Source organism: Streptomyces sp. NPDC020898 (assembly GCF_044333925.1).
Taxonomy (GTDB): domain Bacteria; phylum Actinomycetota; class Actinomycetes; order Streptomycetales; family Streptomycetaceae; genus Streptomyces.
The window spans coordinates 263207-279525 of the sequence record NZ_JBIRRV010000013.1 but is presented as its reverse complement, the minus strand read 5'-3'; the positions used below and the strand labels follow the sequence as shown (position 1 = coordinate 279525).

The following is a 16319-nucleotide window of genomic DNA, read 5'->3' as shown; positions in this document are numbered from 1 at the left end:
GAGCGGGCACCCATGGGTCCCTGAGACCGTGGGTACTCAAAAGCCGGAAGGGCACCACAGCCCCGTACGGACCACGGATCACGGACCACCCGGCACCCCCGACGCCCACCACGACGGCAAGCAGGCACCAGGCACCGCACCGGCAACAGCGCGGAGGTACGCATGCGGCGGACGGATCCCCAGGGGCACGGCCCCGTCCGCTACGGGCCGCCGTTCCCCGGCGACGGGCTCGGTGTGCTTCCCGAACTCGCCGCCGTGCTCGCCGCTGCCGCCGCCCGTCCCGACGCCCAGCCGGTGGGCGGCGGTCCGGCGCTCCTCGACGCGGCCGGCGGCTACTGGGCCCGGCGCGGCCTGCCCGCCGGGCCCGACCGCGTGGTCGCCGCCCCCGGCGCCCCGGCGCTGCTGCTCGCGCTGACCGCCGCGATCGGCGGCGACGTCCTGGTGCCCCGGCCCTGCGCGGCCTGGTGGGCTCCCCAGGTGCGTGCGCTGGGCAGATCCGTTTTTCATGTGCCCACCCCGGCCGAGTGCGGGGGCGTACCCGACCCGTACGCCTTCCTGGAGACCGTACGGAGGGTGCGGGACGAGGGCGGTGATCCCCGGCTGCTCGTGCTGTCCGTGGCCGACGACCCCACGGCGACCGTGGCGCCGCCCGAACTCCTGCACGAGACCGTCGAGGCCGCCGCCGGGGAGGGGCTGCACCTGGTCAGCGACGAGACCTGGCGCGACACCCTGCACCGGCCGCAGGACACCGTGCTGCTCAGCCCGGCCGAGATGCTGCCCGACCGGGTCACCGTCGTCACCGACCTGAGCGGCGCGCTGCTGCCGGCGGGCTGGCCCGCCGCCCTCGCCCGCTTCCCCGCGGACGGCTCCGGCGACGCCCTCCGCGCGCGCGTGCTCGATGTGCTCACCGCGCTCGGCGCCCGGATCGCCGAACCCGTCGCCGCCGCGGCCGCCCACGCGCTCGGCGAGCCCGAGCCCGTCACCGAACGGCTCACCGCCGCCGTACGCCTGCACGCGTGCGTGGCCGCCGCCGCGCACCGCGCGGTGACCGCCGCCGGCTGTCTGTCCCGGCCCCCGAAGGCCGGCCGCCATCTGTACGTCGATCTCGGCCCCCTGCGGACCGCGCTCGGCGCCCACGGTGTCGGTGACGCCCAGGAACTGGAGGACTTCCTGACCGCCCGGCTGGGGATGCCCGTGCCGGGCGGTCACCGGTTCGGGGACGACCTCGCGGCGCTCCGCGTCCGGCTGGGCACGGGGGCCCTGCTCGGCGACACGCCCGAGGAACGGGCACGGTCGCTCACTTCACCCGAACCACTGGAACTGCCACACGTACGGCGCGCGTTGACCTTGATGGGATCGATCTTCGACGATCTCCGTGACGACGCTCAGCGACGGGAGTCTCCTCGATGACGCAGCAGTCAGAGACGCAGCAGTCCGAGTCGACCACGGGCACCGACCTCAGCGACACCGTCGGCACGACCACCGAGGCGCTTCGGCCGCAGCCCGAACGCGTGTGGCCCCGGTCCTTCGCCGACCGGCTGACCGCCCCGCTGCCCGGCCTCAGCGGCATGGCCAGATTCGCCAGGGAGGGCGCGGTACGGCCGACACCGGAAGGCCTCGCCGACATCCCGCGGCTGCCTTACGAACCCGGACCGCTGCCCCGCGTCGACGCACGCACCGTCGCCGTCTCCTGGGCGGGGCACGCCAGTTGGGTGGTCAGGATCGGTGGGCTCACCGTCCTCACCGACCCCGTCTGGTCCCGCCGCATCCTCGGTACCCCGGCCCGGATCACCCCCGTCGGCGTCTCCTGGAGCGAGCTGCCGCGCGTCGACGCCGTTGTCATCAGCCACAACCACTACGACCACCTGGACGCCTCGACCCTGCGCAGACTCCCGCGCGCGACCCCGGTGTTCGTGCCGGCCGGGCTCGGCCGCTGGTTCCGGCGCCGCCGGTTCACCCACGTCACCGAGCTGGACTGGTGGGAGACGGCCGAACTCGACGGCGTCCGCTTCGACTTCGTCCCGGCCCACCACTGGTCCAAGCGCGGCCTCACCGACACCTGCCGCAGCCTCTGGGGTGGCTGGGTGCTCACCGACCTCGACGGGCAGCGCGTGTACTTCGCGGGCGACACCGGATACGGCCACTGGTTCGCCCGCATCGGGCAGCGCTACCCGGGCATCGACCTCGCGCTGCTGCCCATCGGCGCGTACAACCCGCGCTGGTGGCTCAGCGACGTCCACTGCGACCCGGAGGAGGCGGTCCAGGCCGCCCAGGACGTCGGCGCGCGCCGGATGGCACCCATGCACTGGGCGACGTTCGTCCTGTCGGCGGAACCGGTCCTCGAACCGCTGACCCGGGTACGGGCCGCCTGGAAGAACGCCGGCCTGGCCCGCGAGAACCTGTGGGACCTGCCGGTGGGAGGTTCACGGGTGCTGGGCTGAGCCGTTCTCGCCCCCGCCGCCCCTACCCGTTCCCATCCCTGGGGCTGCCGCCCCCAGACCCCGCTACGGCCCTGAACGGGCCTTGTCCTCAAACGCCGGACGGGCTGACATACCCAGCCCGTCCGGCGTTTGAGGACGAGCGCGTTCAGCGCGAAAAGCGGGTTCGGGGGCGGAGCCCCCGAGGATGGGACGGGTAGGGGCGGCGGGGGCGACTGGCGACGGGCCCGGCCTCCCGCTCGCTCAGGCCGCCCCGCGAATCCCGCGCAGCCGTCGCCACACACTCGGCGCCGCGCTGATCGCCAGGGTCAGGGCGACCGCCGCCACCACGCCCTCCCAGGGCTCGTCGAAGAGCGAGCCGCCGAGGACACCGATCAGTTGGTACGTCGCCGCCCAGGCGAGGCAGGCCGGGACGTCACCGCGGGCGAAGCGGCGGACCGGCCACTTCGCCAGCAGGCAGGCCAGCATCACGGGGATGCGCCCGGCCGGCACCATCCGGGACAGCACCAGGACCGTCACCCCGTGCTCGGCCAGCTTCTCCTGGGCCTGCGCGAGGCGGTCCTCGGGCGCCCGGGACTCGATCGCGGCCAGCCAGCGCGAGCCGTTCTTCGAGCCCATCCCGCGCCGGCCCAGCCAGTACAGCGCCACATCGCCGAGAAACGCGGCCAGCGAGGCCACCACGAACACCAGAAGCATGGCGAACGGCGCGGTCTGATGGAACGCCACCACGGCCGCCGAACTCACCAGCGCCCCCGTCGGCACCACCGGCACCAACGCCCCGATCAGCACCAGCAGGAACAGCGTCGGATACCCGATCGCCTGCTGCGCCGACTCCTGCCCCGAGGTCGTCGCGGCGGCCAGGACCACGATCACCGCGCGACCTCCAGGCGCACGCTCTCCCCGTGTCCCAGCCGGTACACCTTGACCGTGGGCGCGCGCTCCGCCGCGAGCCGCACGAACTCCTCGCCCGGCGCATGGAATTCATGGGGGCGCACGGCGTCCATCCCGATCGGCCAGTACGTGCCGTAGTGCACCGGCACCGCGTTGCGCGGCGCCAACCGCGTCAGCGCCTCGGCCGCGCGCTCCGCGTTCAGATGGCCCTCGCCGAGATACGGCCCCCAGCCCCCCACCGGCAGCAGTGCCGCGTCGACCGGCCCGACCTCCTCGGCCATCGACTCGAACAGGCCCGTGTCGCCGGCGAAATACGTCCGCGCCTCCCCCTCGATCACATAGCCGAGCGCGGGGGACCGGTGCGGTCCGACCGGCAGCCGCCGCCCGTCGTGCCGCGCGGACACGGCCCGTACGACCAGGTCACCGACCGTCGTCCGGTCCCCGGGAGCCGCCTCGGTGACCCGGAGATGCGCCAGCCGGCGCACCAGGCCCGGCACCGCCTTCGACGCGCCCCGGGGCACGATCAGGCGCGTGCCCGGCGCGAGGCGGGCCAGCGAGGGCACATGCAGATGATCGGAGTGCAGATGGGAGACGAGCGCCACGTCCGCGCGCCATGCGCCGGGCGGGGGCAACTCGCCCCGGCGGCGGCGCAGATGAGCGAGCCGGCGCACGAACAGGGGGTCGGTGAGCACACGTACGCCCGAGTCCTCGACCGTACAGGTGGCGTGACCCCACCACGTGATCTCCACCGGCACCCCTTTGCCTCCTTCGCGCGACTCCCCGAAGACTACGGGCAGGAGTAGGGTCGGCGGGAAACCCGGGGCGAGTGGGAAAACCCCGAGGTGAGCGGGGAAGCCCGGAGCTGAGGGGGACGCCATGGGAGACGTGCACGCTGCCTCCGGTATGCCCGACCCGGCGCTGCGGGTCACCGCGATCGCCAGTCTGACGCCGCTGGAGGAACTGGACGAGGAGCCGTTCCTCGTCGACTCCCGCAGCCAGCACGCGATGTGCGCCCGCTGGGCCGCCGAGCGCGGCTATGTCGTCGCCCGGGAACTCCTCGTACGCGGCCTGCGCCCCGACCACTGTGCCCTGTGGGACGGCGTCGAGGCGGGCCTCGACCTCTTCGTGGCGCCCAGCCGACGGGTCCTGGAGCAGGCGCTGACCTCGGTCGACGAGTTCACCGCCGAGTGCGCGCGGCGCGGCGTGCGGGTCGAGACGGTGGGCCGCGCGGAACCGTCGTACGACGCCCAGATGAAGGCCCGTGTCCACCGCCGCCTCTCCATGCCGACTGCCGGGTACGACGGCCGCTGAACCGCCACGGGCACATGGGGGTCCGCTCGCCCGTTGTGACAGGGTGGGCACAGGCCAGCCGTGGGGACGGGCCGGGACGTGAGGTGTGCGGGACGTGGGTGCGGGGCGTTGGCGGCGGATCGCCGGCCGGATCGGGCAGAGCGTCGCGGTGTGGGCCGTCTCGACGGTCACGATGCTGGTGCTCGCGGGCATCCTGCCGGACTTCCAGATCCGCACCGGCGACGGCGACAGCGCCACCCGGATCGCGGTCACCGCGGCCATCGGCGCCGGCGCCTTCGGTCTGCTGTCGGCGCTGGCCTGGCCCGTGCTGGTCCGGCTGCTGCTGCTCGTACCCGCCCTCGTGCTCGGCCTGCTGGTCTTCTTCCTCAACGGCGCCCTGCTGCTCGTCGCCCTGCGGCTGACCCCGGCCGACCGCCCCGAGGCGGCCCCGGAGACCGCGGTGGTGGTCGCCGCGGTGATGTCCGCCGTGGCCTCCGCGACGGGCGCGGCGCTGGCCGTGCGGGACGACGACGCCTACCGCAGACGGCTCTACCGCCTCGCCGACCGACGCGGCACCGCACGGCCGTTCGACGGTCCTACGATGCCCGGCGTGCTGTTCCTGCAACTCGACGGCGTCGGCCACGACATCCTGGTTCGGGCCGTGGAGAAGGGGCTGATGCCGACCGTCGCGAGCTGGCTGGGCGTCCCGCACGGACCGGGCGTCACCGGCAGAGCCACTCACTGTCTCACCCCCTGGCGCACCGACTGGTCCAGCCAGACCGGCGCCAGTCAGCTCGGCATCCTGCACGGCACCAACCACGACATCCCGGCCTTCCGCTGGTACGAGAAGGACAACCGGGAGGTCATGGTCTGCAACCGGCCCGCCAGCGCCGCCGAACTCCAGCGCCGGGCCGTCGAACGCACCGGCGACGGCGGCCTCCTCACCGTCGACGGGGCCAGCCGGGGCAACCTCTTCAGCGGCGGCGCCGACGAACAGGCCCTCGTGCTGTCCATCGCGGTACGGCGGCGCGGCCGGGAGAACCGTTCCCGGGCGGGCTACTTCGCCTACTTCTCCGACCCCGCCAACGCCGTCCGCACCGCGCTGTCCTTCTTCGCCGAGGTCGGCCGCGAGATCGGCCAGTCGACCGTGGCCCGGATGCGGAAACGGCGCCCGCGGGTCGCCCGCGGCGGCCTCTACCCCTTCATCCGCGCCTTCGCGACCGTCGTCGAGCGGGACGTCGTCGTCGCCGCCGTGATGGGCGACATGCTCGCCGGCCGCACCGCCGTCTACGCCGACCTGGTCGCCTACGACGAGGTCGCCCACCACTCCGGACCGCACAGCCGCGACACCGAGAAGGTGCTCCAACGCCTCGACCGTTCCCTCGCGTTGATCGCGAACGTCGCCGAGCACGCGCCGCGCCCGTACCGGATCGTCCTCCTCTCCGACCACGGCCAGAGCCCCGGCGAGACCTTCCTCGGCCGGTACGGGCTCACCCTCGGCGATCTGGTCCGGGCGGGCTGCGGCCTGCCCGTGCCGCGCAAGGCGCAGCGCACCCACAGCGGGGCCGAGGCGCGGGCCGCCGTGCGCGCCGCACTGCGCCGGCCCGTCGAGGAGACCGGCGGGCAGCACGTGCCCACCGGCCGCCGCTCCGAGCCTCTGGTGCTCGCCTCCGGCAACCTCGGCCTCATCTCCTTCCCGGACGTGCCGCACCGCATGACCAAGGAGGAGATCGACGCCCGCCATCCCGCGCTGCTGACCACCCTCGCCAACCATCCGGGCGTCGGCTTCGTCCTCGTCCGCAGCGAGGAGCACGGCGGGGTGGTGCTGGGCGCGCACGGCGCCGAACTCCCGGTGGACGACCTGGACGACGAACTCCCCGGTCCGCTGGCCGACTTCGGGCCCGGCGCGGGCGACGCGGTCCGGCGTACGCACTCCTTTCCGCACACCGCCGACATCATGGTCAACTCCTGGTACGACCCGGCCGAGGGCGAGGTGCTCGCCTTCGAGGAGCAGATCGGCTCCCACGGCGGGCTCGGCGGGGCCCAGGGCAGGCCCTTCCTGCTGGCGCCCCTCGCGCTGTCGGCGGCGGTCGAGGAGGGGGCGGAACTCGTCGGCGCCGAGCACATCCACCGCGTACTGCGACGCTGGCTGCGCGAGTGCAACGGTCCGCAGGTGCCGTTGGAGGTTCCCGGGGACCCTTCGGACCAGCGGGCCGCCTGAGCGCCGACTGCCGGAAATCGGCTGCCGGAAAATCGGCTGCGCTTGTGGGTCTGGGTCCCCACACTGTTCGTACCGGACCTCGCGCAGTCGCGCGCTCCGTTCTCTGCGAACCTTCTGGAGCTTCCTGCATGCAGGCTGCCGTCACCGTCACTCCCGCCCGTGTCCCGGAGCTGCTGCTCGGTCTCGCGACCGTGCGGCCCGTGTTCCTCTGGGGCGCCCCCGGCATCGGAAAGTCCTCCCTGGTAAGGGAGTTCGCCGAGTCGCTGGGACTGGAGTGCGTGAGCCTGCTCGGTACGCAGCTGGCGCCGGAGGACCTGATCGGCGTACCGCAGATCCGCGACGGGCGGTCCGTGTTCTGTCCGCCGGAGGCCATCGCCCGGGACGAGCCGTACTGCCTGTTCCTGGACGAGCTGAACGCGGCGACGCCCGATGTCCAGAAGGCGTTCTACTCGCTGATCCTGGACCGCCGTATCGGCAGCTACGAGCTGCCGAAGGGCTCGATCGTGATCGGCGCCGGCAACCGCGCCACGGACAACGCGCTGGCCCGGCCGATCGCCTCCGCCCTCATCAACCGCCTTGCCCACGTCCATCTTGAGGCCTCGCCGAAGGACTGGCTGGTCTGGGCCGCGAACAACGACATCCACCCGTGGGTCGTGGACCACCTCACCGACCGGCCCGACCACCTGTGGTCCAAGCCGCCGAAGACCGAGGAGCCCTTCTCCACGCCCCGTTCCTGGCACATGCTCTCCGACGCCCTGCACTCCTTCGGGCCCGAGCTCGACGAGGAGACCCTGAAGGTGATCGCGCACGGTGCGCTGACGCCGACGCACGCCACCGCGTTCTGCGGCTACGTCAAGATCGTGCGCAGCCGGTTCGGCATCGAGGCGATCATCAAGGGCGACGCGCGCTGGCCCCACCGCATCGAGGACCGCGACCTGCTCTACTACCTCACCGAGTCGTTCCGCGGGCGCCTGGTCAAGGAACTCCCCGTCAGCAAGGGCCACATGTCGCCGAACGGACGGGAGGCCGCGTACCGCGCGAAGTCGCTGCTCGTGCAGCTCGCCGAGATCTCGGTGGAGGTCGCGCAGAGCGTCATCGCCGCCGACGCCGACGGCAACCCCCTGCTGCCCGCCTGGTTCCTGGTCGAGGCGGCGCGGGACATGCCCCGGCTGGTGGAGGCGCGGCGGTGAACCGGGCGCGCAGGCAGGCGGCGAAGAAGAAGGACCTCGCGAAGGAGGCGTACGAGGCCGGGCTGGCCCTGGTGCGCGCCAACCCGGCGCTCGGCTCGGTGGAGTTCGGTAACTGCCGGTTCGAGGGCTGCTCCCTCTCGCTCGGCGACGGCCTGGTGATCGTCGACTCCAACGGGGTGCTGCATGCCCACCCCACCCGGCGGGCCGAACCGGCCGAGTGGGCGTGGGCGGTCGCGCACGGCCTCATCCACCTGGGCTTCGGGCACGTTCCGGCGGCGCAGGGCGAGCGGGTCCAGCCCGACCGCTACGACGTCGCCGCCCGCTGCGTCGTCGTCAACCGCTTCCTGCTCGGCTTCCCGGTCGGCACCGCCCCCGAACACCTCCCCGCCGCCTACCCCGACGGCGACGAGGAGCAGGTCGCCGCCCGCTGGCGGCGCGCGGGCTCGATCCCGGCCGCGTACGAGCGCTGCGGTACGGCGGGCAGCAAGCCCGACCAATGGCTCGGAGCGTACGACAAGTGGGCCCCGTCGGTCCCCGACTGGCAGCTCGCCTTCGCGTCCGCCCTGACCCGCACGATGGCCACGGCGATGGACGTGGCCGGCGGCCGACGCCAGTCCATGTCCGACGAGGCGGCCCAACACCGCCCCTGGGAAAAGGCGTTGGCCTGGTTCGTCACCTCCTACCCGTTGCTCGGCGGCATCGCGGCCGGCATCAAACTCGTCGCCGACCTCGAACTCGCCCAGGCCCACGGCATCTCCGTCGCCGCCGTGAACGCCGAGGCGGGCGAGATCTACATCAACCCGCTGCGCCAACTGGACGACGAGGAATGGCGGTTCGTCCTCGCCCACGAGATGCTGCACGCCGCCCTGCGGCACGGCGACCGCTGCGGCACCCGCGACCCGTACCTCTTCAACGTCGCCTGCGACTACGTCATCAACGGCTGGCTGGCGGAGATGGACGTCGGCACGATGCCCGAAGGGCTGCTGTACGACGTCGAGTTGAAGGGCCTCTCGGCGGAGGAGGTGTACGACCGGATCGCGAACGACCTGCGCCGGATGCGCCGGCTGTCCACGCTGCGCGGGAAGGGCGCCTGCGACGTCCTGGGCGCCCCGCTCGGCTCGCCGCGCGACTACGTCGACCTCGACGAGTTCTACCGGCGCGGACTCGGCCAGGGACTGAACCTGCACCAGCAGCACGAACGCGGCCACCTGCCGGGTGGGTTGGTGGAGGAGATCCGCGCGCTGAACCATCCGCCGCTGCCCTGGGACGCCCAACTCGCCCGCTGGTTCGATGAGTTCGTGCCCCGACCGGAGCCCGTACGGTCGTACGCGCGCCCCTCGCGCCGGCAGTCGTCCACCCCTGACATCCCGCGCGCGGGGAGGTACTTCCCGCCCGAGGAGATCGCCCGCTGCACCTTCGGCGTCGTCCTGGACACCTCCGGGTCCATGGACCGGACGCTGCTCGGAAAGGCGCTGGGCGCGATCGCCTCGTACGCCGCGGCCCGGGACGTACCGGCGGCACGGGTCGTGTTCTGCGACGCCGCCGCGCATGACGCGGGCTATCTGCCGGTCACCGAGATCGCCGGGCGGGTCCGGGTGCGTGGGCGTGGCGGGACGGTGCTCCAGCCGGGTATCGACCTGCTGCACCGGGCCGACGACTTCCCGCCGGGGGCACCCGTACTGGTGATCACGGACGGCTGGTGCGACGTCCTGCGGGTGCGGCGCGAGCACGCCTATCTGATCCCGCAGGGCGCTCGTCTGCCGTTCACCGCTCGTGGGCCGGTCTTTCGCATGCAGTGAACCGCAAGTGAGGCGGAGTGTGATCGGATGGGGGGTACGGGACCCCGGAATCGGGACCACACGCGAAAGGAAGAACCGTGGCTACCACGCGCTCTGCACACACCGTCTGGGAAGGCAACCTGCTGGAGGGCAACGGCGTTGTCACCTTCGACTCCTCCGGGGCCATCGCCGAGCAGCCCGTGACGTGGGCCTCGCGCGCCCAGGACGCGAACGGCAAGACCAGCCCCGAGGAGCTGATCGCCGCCGCCCACTCCAGCTGCTTCTCGATGGCGTTCTCGCACGCCCTCGCCGGCGCCGGCACCCCGGCCACCAAGCTGGTGACCTCGGCCGACGTCACCTTCCAGCCGGGTGAGGGCATCACCGGCATCCACCTCGTCGTGGAGGGCACCGTCCCGGGGATCGACGAGGACGCCTTCGTCGCCGCCGCCGAGGACGCCAAGGAGAACTGCCCGGTCAGCAAGGCCCTGACCGGCACGGCGATCACGCTCTCGGCGAAGCTCGCCTGACGTTCGCCCGAAGGCCGTCACGCCCCTGCCGCGCTCCTCACTTCGAGGTGCGCGGCATCGTCGTTTCCGGGTATCTCATAGGGGGACCCGGAGGGAGGATTGACAAGAAGGCACTCAAGTTTTGTGCTGGAGTTCGGGAAGACCCCTGGCGGAAGGTGACGGCGATGGCACGTGCGGTCGGGATCGATCTCGGGACCACGAACTCGGTGGTGGCCGTCCTGGAGGGCGGTGAGGCCACCGTCGTTGCGAACGCCGAGGGGGCGAGGACCACTCCGTCCGTCGTGGCCTTCGCGAAGAACGGCGAGGTGCTGGTCGGTGAGGTCGCCAAGCGGCAGGCCGTGACGAACGTGGAGCGCACGGCCCGCTCCGCCAAGCGCCATATGGGCGACGCCCACTGGCGGTTCCCCACGGACGGGTCGGTCGACGGTACCCGCTACCGCGCCCAGGAACTCGCCGCGCGCGTGCTCCAGAAGCTGAAGCGGGACGCGGAGGCGTATCTCGGCGAGGACGTCTCGGACGCGGTGGTCACCGTGCCCGCGTACTTCGACGACGCCCAGCGGCAGGCCACCAAGGAGGCCGGCGAGATCGCGGGCCTGAAGGTGCTGCGGATCATCAACGAGCCGACCGCCGCCGCCCTTGCGTACGGCCTCGACCGGGGCGAGGAGCAGACCGTGCTCGTCTTCGACCTGGGCGGCGGCACCTTCGACGTGTCGCTGCTGGAGATCGGCGAAGGCGTCATCGAGGTCAAGGCGACCAACGGCGACACCCAACTCGGCGGCGACGACTGGGACCAGCGGATCGTCGACCACCTCGTCAAACGCTTCAAGGGGCAGTACGGCATCGACCTCGGCGCCGACAAGATGGCCCTGCAACGGCTGCGCGAGGGCGCCGAGAAGGCGAAGATCGAGCTGTCCAGCTCCTCCGAGACGACCGTCAACCTGCCCTACGTCACAGCCTCCGCCGAGGGTCCGCTGCACCTTGAGGAGAAGCTGACGCGCGCTCAGTTCCAGGAGCTCACCGCTGACTTGCTCGACCGCTGCAAGACGCCCTTCAGGCAGGCGATCAAGGACGCGGGCGTGGAACTCGCCGCCATCGACCACGTCATCCTCGTCGGCGGCTCGACCCGGATGCCCGCCGTCACCGAACTGGTCAAGGAACTCACCGGCAAGGACCCGCACAAGGGCGTGAACCCGGACGAGGTGGTCGCGGTGGGCGCCGCGCTCCAGGCCGGGGTCATCCGCGGCGATGTGAAGGACGTACTGCTGCTCGACGTCACCCCGCTGTCCCTCGGGATCGAGACCAAGGGCGGCATCATGACCAAGCTCATCGAGCGCAACACCACGATCCCCACCCGGCGTTCGGAGATCTTCACGACGGCCGTCGACAACCAGCCCTCGGTCGGCATCCAGGTCTATCAGGGGGAGCGGGAGATCGCCGCGTACAACAAGAAGCTGGGCGTCTTCGACCTCGCCGGGCTGCCGCCGGCCCCGCGTGGCGTACCGCAGATCGAGGTCGCCTTCGACATCGACGCCAACGGGATCATGCACGTCTCGGCGAAGGACCTGGCCACGGGCCGCGAACAGAAGATGACCGTCACCGGCGGCTCGGCGCTCCCCAAGGACGACATCGACCGCATGATGCGCGAGGCCGAGCAGTACGCCGACGACGACCGCAGGCGCCGGGAGGTGGCGGAGACACGCAACCAGGCCGAGCAACTCGTCTACCAGACCGAGAAGTTCGTACGGGACAACGAGGAACGGGTACCTGCGGACGCGAAGTCGGAGATCGCGGAGGCCGTCGCCGAGTTGAAGGGGCTGCTGTCCGAGGAGACCGACATCAGCTCGCTGCGGGCCGGTGTCGAGAAGCTTGCCGCTGTCAGCCAGCGGATGGGGCAGGCGATGTATGCGCAGCAGTCTCCGACGGAGGGCGGCGGTAATGGGAGCGCCGGGCATGCGTCGGAGGCGGAGGATGAGGGTGTGGTGGATGCGGAGATTGTTGATGACGAGCGGGAGGGGGGCGGTGACGGGAAGGGGAAGGGGGTCTAGGTGGAGTGCGGGCTGGCGGTGCGTTGTGGCTTGTCGCGCAGTTCCCCGCGCCCCTGAAGGGCGCCCCGCGCCCCTTCAGGGGCGCGGGCCGTGCACCGGGCACAACGCCCTCGGTCAGTAGCCGTCGCGGTACTCGGCGATGATCTCCTTGGTGCGCTGGGCCGACGCGGCGCCGGCGGTCATGTGGTCCAGGACCTCCAGGTGTGCGGCGACCTCCCGGCGGGAGTCCAGATAGAGCGCGCCGGTCAGATACTCGGTGTACACCATGTCGGGCAGTTCCGGCTCGCCGAAGCGGAACAGCTCGAAGGGGGCCGCCGTGCCGGGATGCGGGCCGTCCCTGAACTCGGCGACCTGGATGGTGACATGGCTGCTCTCCGACACTTCGAGCAGCCGGTCCAGCTGGTCGCGCATGACCTCGCCGTGGATGCTCACCGGCCGCCGCAGCACGGTCTCGTCGATGATCACCCAGAGGTGGGGCGGGTGTTCGCGGGTCAGCAGCTTCTGCCGGGCCATGCGCAGCGACACATGCCGCTCGACCGCTTCCGGGCCCGTGTGGCCGACCGTCCCGGCCTCCATGACGGCACGCGCGTAGTCCTGGGTCTGCAACAGACCGGGCACGAAGTGCGGTTCGTACGACCGGATCAGCCGGGCGGAGCCCTCCAGGCTCACATGCATGCTGAACCAGTCCGGCAGGACGTCCGAGAACCGCTGCCACCAGCCCGGCGCGTTCGCCTCCTCGGTCAGGTCCACGAACATGGCCACCTCGTCCTCGGCCACGCCGTACGCCGTCAACAGCACGTGTACGTACGGGACTTTGAGGGCGACCTCGGCCATTTCCATCCGCCGTACGGTCGCCGAGGCCACCCGCAGGATCTTCGCGGCCTCTTCCCGCTTCAGCCCGGCCGCCTCACGCAGCTCCTGAAGCCGTCTTCCGAGCACCACTTGACCCACGGTGGGCGCGGCCCGCCGCTCACTCACGCCACGCCTCCCCTACGCGCCGAAGTACAGCGAGCAGTGTGTCACGTTCCGCGGTCGGTCTCACAGGGGCCGGTGAGGCCGGATTACCCGGGAGGTAATCGACCGTGGCCGACCCGCGCAGCAGAGTAGGGGCAACGGGTTCCGGGGCGGCGCACTCCGGTCCGGAACCCGGGTTCCATGTCCGTACTCCCGTGTTCGCCACCTGACCTCGACCGAGGGGGATCCGCCATGTCCGCAACCCAGTTCGCCGCACTCGCCGCCCGGACCACCGAACCGCACGTCATGCTGCGCCGCTTCCTGGCGCTGGACGCGCTGGTGACCGGAGTGAACGCGGTCGCCTATCTGGCGGCGTCCGGGCCGCTCGCCCGCTTTCTCGGAGTCGGCTCGGGGCTGCTGCTCGAACTCGGCCTGCTTCTCGCCGTGTACGCCGCCGCCGTCGGCTGGCTGGCCTCGCGCCGGCAGCCCGCCGTACTGCCGGTGCGGGTCGTGATCGAGGTCAACCTCGCCTGGGCAGTGCTGAGTTGCGTCGCCCTGGCCGTGTGGCTCACGCCGAGCACGGCAGGTTCCGTGTGGACGGTGCTCCAGGCCGCCGTCGTGGCCGGCTTCGCGGCACTTCAGTACGTGTCCCTGAGGGCCGGTCGCTGAGGGCCGGTCCTGAGAACCGGACCGTCAACTCATCATCGAATGAAGGTAGTTGACCGTCGCCGGGTCGGCCGGGAGGAGCGTCTCGATGGCCAGCTCGGCGACGGTGATGTCCATCGGGGTGTTGAAGGTGGAGATCGACGAGATGAAGGAGAGCAGTCGGCCCTCGTGCTCGATGCGCATCGGCAGTGCGAACGGGACCACGGTGGCGGCCGATGGATCCGCAGGGCTCTCCTGCGACTCCGGTACCGGGTACGCGGCGACCTCCTCGTACAGCGCGCGCAGGGGTGCCGAGCGGTGCAGGGCGATCTGGCGTTCCATCTGGGCGAGCAGGTGCCCGCGCCACTCGGGGAGGTTGCGGATGCGCGGGGCCAGGCCCTCCGGGTGCAGGGTCAGCCGCATCGCGTTCAGCGGCGGCGCCAGCACGGACTCGGGGAGGCCGTCGAGGAGCATCAGGATGCCCCGGTTGGCGGCCAGGACGTCGTACGTGGCGTCGACCACGAACGCCGGGTAGGGCTCGTACCCCTGGATCAGCCGCTCGACGCCGTCGCGCAGGGACTCCATCGCCGGGTCGTCGAGCGGGGTCTCGCGGTAGCGGGGGGCGTAACCGGCCGCCAGGAGAAGGGCGTTGCGCTCCCGGACCGGGACGTCCAGGTGTTCCGCGAGCCGCAGGACCATCTCCTCGCTCGGCCGGGAGCGGCCCGTCTCGACGAAGCTGATGTGACGGGCGGACGAGTCGGCCCGCAACGCCAGTTCGAGCTGACTGACGCGCCGCCGCTCCCGCCAGGCCCGCAGCAGCGGGCCGACTCCGTTGTCCGCGGAGGTGGTCGGGCGGGCCGCGCGCCCGGTCGGGACAGTGGTCATACGACGACCGTAGTCCAGGAGTGCCGTGGGACGCCGTGGAGTGTGCGCAGCGCCGGCGCCCTCCGCGGCATCCGGGGACGCGCCGGGACCGCCGCCCCGGCAGGCGGCCCCGCGGCCGAATCTGTCCGCCGCCGGCCACCTGGCACCCTCGTGACCAGGGCGGGGACGCCCGGCCTGTGGCACGCTGAGAGGGCACCCGACGTCAGGGAAGGAGCGCGGCCATGCCCGTCGAACCGCTGTCGCAGAAGGAGATCGAGGACCGGCTGGCGGAGCTGCCGGGCTGGTCGCTCGACGGAGACCGTATCGCCCGCTCCTACCGTCTCGGCTCGCACTTCGCGGCGACGGCGATGGTCGTCCACATCGCCCAGGTCCAGGAGGAACTGGACCACCATTCCGACCTCACCCTCGGCTACAACACCGTGTCACTCTCCGTGAACACCCACAGCGTGGGCGGCGCCGTCACGGACCTCGACTTCACGCTGGCCCGCAGAGTCGAGGATCTCGCACCGGGGCACGGGGCGAGCTGACCGGGCCGAGGATCGCGATCGTGCTGGACTACAGCCAGGAGGCCGAGCGGTACGACGCCTCACGCGGCGGTGAACCCAGGGCGGCAGCCGCCGCGGACGCCGTGCTGAGCCTCGTACCCGAGGGAGCGCGCCGCCTGCTCGACGTGGGATGCGGTACGGGCATCGTGACCCGGCGGCTCGCGGCGGCGCGGGCCGGGATGCGGGTCGCGGGCATCGACCTGACCGACGCGATGGCGCGGCGGGCCGCCGCCCGGCTGCCCGGTGCCGTCGTACTGGCCGACAGCCGCCGACTCCCGCTCGCAGACAGGAAGTTGGACGCGGTGACCAGTGTGTGGCTGCTGCATCTCGCCCAACGGGCCGAGGACGTCCGGGCCATCGTCGGGGAGTGCGCGCGGGTGCTGCGGCCGGGCGGGGTGTACGTCACCACCGTCGGCAAGGGCGCCTCCCACAACGTGGGCAGCGACATCGACGCCGTCCTCGCCTCGCGCCCCTGGCGTGCGGCGCTGGACGAGCCCGCTGTCATCGACGCGCATGCCGTCGGGCACGGGCTGGTCCCGGCCGGGGAGGCGCGCTTCCGGGGGCGCGGACAGGGGCGCAGTCCCCGGCGGGCCGTCGCGGACCTGCGACGCGGGTGGTTCATGACGCTGCCGCCGGGCCACCCCCTCGCCGACGGCTTCGCCGCCCGCCTGGAGGCCCTGCCCGACCAGGACCGCCCCCGCCCGGACCCGGTGTTCACGCTACGGGCGTTCCGGAAGCCGTAGGGGCGCTGTCAGGCAGCGGCGACTCCAGCGACCACCTCTCGGTGCCCGGCTGTATTGCGGGGAGGAGGTGGTGCGGCTGGCCGGACCGGCAGCCCATTCGGTATAGGCCAACAGCCGTACCAATGAGGAGGGTTGGACTGTTGCGTCGGTACGGTGCCGGAACTCGC

Annotated in this window: 15 protein-coding genes; 11 read left to right on the top strand and 4 right to left on the bottom strand. The window is 72.2% G+C overall.

Features of this window, described 5'->3' with window-relative positions:
- Positions 1 to 162: 162 nt before the first annotated feature.
- Both ACH4TV_RS34220 and ACH4TV_RS34215 read left to right on the top strand, forming a co-directional pair.
- A complete protein-coding gene (locus ACH4TV_RS34220; protein ID WP_398405046.1) occupies positions 163 to 1410 on the top strand; it encodes an aminotransferase class I/II-fold pyridoxal phosphate-dependent enzyme in 1248 nt (415 codons plus the stop codon).
- The gene (locus ACH4TV_RS34215) at positions 1407 to 2441 is read left to right on the top strand and encodes an MBL fold metallo-hydrolase (RefSeq protein ID WP_398405044.1); all 1035 of its coding nucleotides are present in this window, start codon (positions 1407 to 1409) and stop codon (positions 2439 to 2441) included. The genes ACH4TV_RS34220 and ACH4TV_RS34215 overlap by 4 nt, the downstream gene beginning before the upstream one ends.
- Positions 2442 to 2681: 240 nt before the next feature.
- On the opposite strand, the gene ACH4TV_RS34210 is transcribed toward ACH4TV_RS34215, so the two are convergent.
- Both ACH4TV_RS34210 and ACH4TV_RS34205 read right to left on the bottom strand, forming a co-directional pair.
- Entirely contained in the window at positions 2682 to 3308 is a 627-nt protein-coding gene (locus tag ACH4TV_RS34210; protein ID WP_398405167.1) for a DedA family protein, read from the bottom strand.
- Positions 3308 to 4084, bottom strand: a complete 777-nt coding sequence (locus tag ACH4TV_RS34205) for an MBL fold metallo-hydrolase (protein WP_398405042.1) — start codon at positions 4082 to 4084, stop codon at positions 3308 to 3310. Before ACH4TV_RS34205 ends, ACH4TV_RS34210 begins: the two co-directional genes overlap by 1 nt.
- 121 nt (positions 4085 to 4205) lie before the next feature.
- On the opposite strand from ACH4TV_RS34205, the gene ACH4TV_RS34200 reads away from it, so the two are divergent.
- The 6 genes from ACH4TV_RS34200 (at position 4206) to dnaK (ending at position 12380) form a co-directional block, all read left to right on the top strand.
- The gene (locus tag ACH4TV_RS34200) at positions 4206 to 4640 is read left to right on the top strand and encodes a hypothetical protein (RefSeq protein ID WP_398405040.1); all 435 of its coding nucleotides are present in this window, start codon (positions 4206 to 4208) and stop codon (positions 4638 to 4640) included.
- Positions 4641 to 4725: 85 nt separating this feature from the next.
- Positions 4726 to 6840, top strand: coding sequence for a phage holin family protein (locus ACH4TV_RS34195; RefSeq protein WP_398405038.1), 2115 nt, complete (start codon positions 4726 to 4728; stop codon positions 6838 to 6840).
- A gap of 128 nt (positions 6841 to 6968) precedes the next feature.
- Positions 6969 to 8030 (top strand): ATP-binding protein, encoded by a 1062-nt coding sequence (locus tag ACH4TV_RS34190; RefSeq protein ID WP_398405036.1) that lies wholly within the window; start codon positions 6969 to 6971, stop codon positions 8028 to 8030.
- Complete coding sequence (locus tag ACH4TV_RS34185) at positions 8027 to 9829, top strand: hypothetical protein (protein WP_398405034.1); 1803 nt, start codon at positions 8027 to 8029, stop codon at positions 9827 to 9829. Before ACH4TV_RS34190 ends, ACH4TV_RS34185 begins: the two co-directional genes overlap by 4 nt.
- 77 nt (positions 9830 to 9906) lie before the next feature.
- Positions 9907 to 10335, top strand: coding sequence for an OsmC family protein (locus tag ACH4TV_RS34180; RefSeq protein WP_398405032.1), 429 nt, complete (start codon positions 9907 to 9909; stop codon positions 10333 to 10335).
- Positions 10336 to 10499: 164 nt separating this feature from the next.
- Positions 10500 to 12380 carry a molecular chaperone DnaK gene (dnaK, locus tag ACH4TV_RS34175; RefSeq protein ID WP_398405030.1) on the top strand — a complete coding sequence of 627 codons (1881 nt, stop codon included), beginning with the start codon at positions 10500 to 10502 and terminating at the stop codon, positions 12378 to 12380.
- 114 nt (positions 12381 to 12494) lie between these two features.
- On the opposite strand, the gene ACH4TV_RS34170 is transcribed toward dnaK, so the two are convergent.
- Positions 12495 to 13358, bottom strand: a complete 864-nt coding sequence (locus ACH4TV_RS34170; protein WP_398405028.1) for a helix-turn-helix domain-containing protein — start codon at positions 13356 to 13358, stop codon at positions 12495 to 12497.
- Positions 13359 to 13586: 228 nt separating this feature from the next.
- Between ACH4TV_RS34170 and ACH4TV_RS34165 the strand changes: the two genes are divergently transcribed.
- Positions 13587 to 14003: a hypothetical protein gene (locus ACH4TV_RS34165; protein ID WP_398405026.1), complete on the top strand. Its 417-nt coding sequence runs from the start codon at positions 13587 to 13589 to the stop codon at positions 14001 to 14003.
- Positions 14004 to 14027: 24 nt separating this feature from the next.
- On the opposite strand, the gene ACH4TV_RS34160 is transcribed toward ACH4TV_RS34165, so the two are convergent.
- Positions 14028 to 14864: a helix-turn-helix domain-containing protein gene (locus ACH4TV_RS34160; protein ID WP_398405024.1), complete on the bottom strand. Its 837-nt coding sequence runs from the start codon at positions 14862 to 14864 to the stop codon at positions 14028 to 14030.
- 221 nt (positions 14865 to 15085) lie between these two features.
- Between ACH4TV_RS34160 and ACH4TV_RS34155 the strand changes: the two genes are divergently transcribed.
- Positions 15086 to 15391, top strand: coding sequence for a 4a-hydroxytetrahydrobiopterin dehydratase (locus ACH4TV_RS34155; RefSeq protein ID WP_398405022.1), 306 nt, complete (start codon positions 15086 to 15088; stop codon positions 15389 to 15391).
- 20 nt (positions 15392 to 15411) lie between these two features.
- A complete protein-coding gene (locus ACH4TV_RS34150) occupies positions 15412 to 16152 on the top strand; it encodes a class I SAM-dependent methyltransferase (protein ID WP_398405020.1) in 741 nt (246 codons plus the stop codon).
- Positions 16153 to 16319: the final 167 nt, after the last annotated feature.

What these genes read in the sequence shown, in the direction of transcription:
- ACH4TV_RS34220 (WP_398405046.1), top strand. Translation starts at nt 163, where the DNA reads ATGCGGCGGACGGATCCCCAGGGGCACGGCCCCGTCCGCTACGGGCCG.
- ACH4TV_RS34215 (WP_398405044.1), top strand. Translation starts at nt 1,407, where the DNA reads ATGACGCAGCAGTCAGAGACGCAGCAGTCCGAGTCGACCACGGGCACC.
- ACH4TV_RS34200 (WP_398405040.1), top strand. Translation starts at nt 4,206, where the DNA reads ATGGGAGACGTGCACGCTGCCTCCGGTATGCCCGACCCGGCGCTGCGG.
- ACH4TV_RS34190 (WP_398405036.1), top strand. Translation starts at nt 6,969, where the DNA reads ATGCAGGCTGCCGTCACCGTCACTCCCGCCCGTGTCCCGGAGCTGCTG.
- dnaK (WP_398405030.1), top strand. Translation starts at nt 10,500, where the DNA reads ATGGCACGTGCGGTCGGGATCGATCTCGGGACCACGAACTCGGTGGTG.
- ACH4TV_RS34165 (WP_398405026.1), top strand. Translation starts at nt 13,587, where the DNA reads ATGTCCGCAACCCAGTTCGCCGCACTCGCCGCCCGGACCACCGAACCG.
- ACH4TV_RS34160 (WP_398405024.1), bottom strand. Translation starts at nt 14,864, where the DNA reads ATGACCACTGTCCCGACCGGGCGCGCGGCCCGCCCGACCACCTCCGCG.
- ACH4TV_RS34155 (WP_398405022.1), top strand. Translation starts at nt 15,086, where the DNA reads ATGCCCGTCGAACCGCTGTCGCAGAAGGAGATCGAGGACCGGCTGGCG.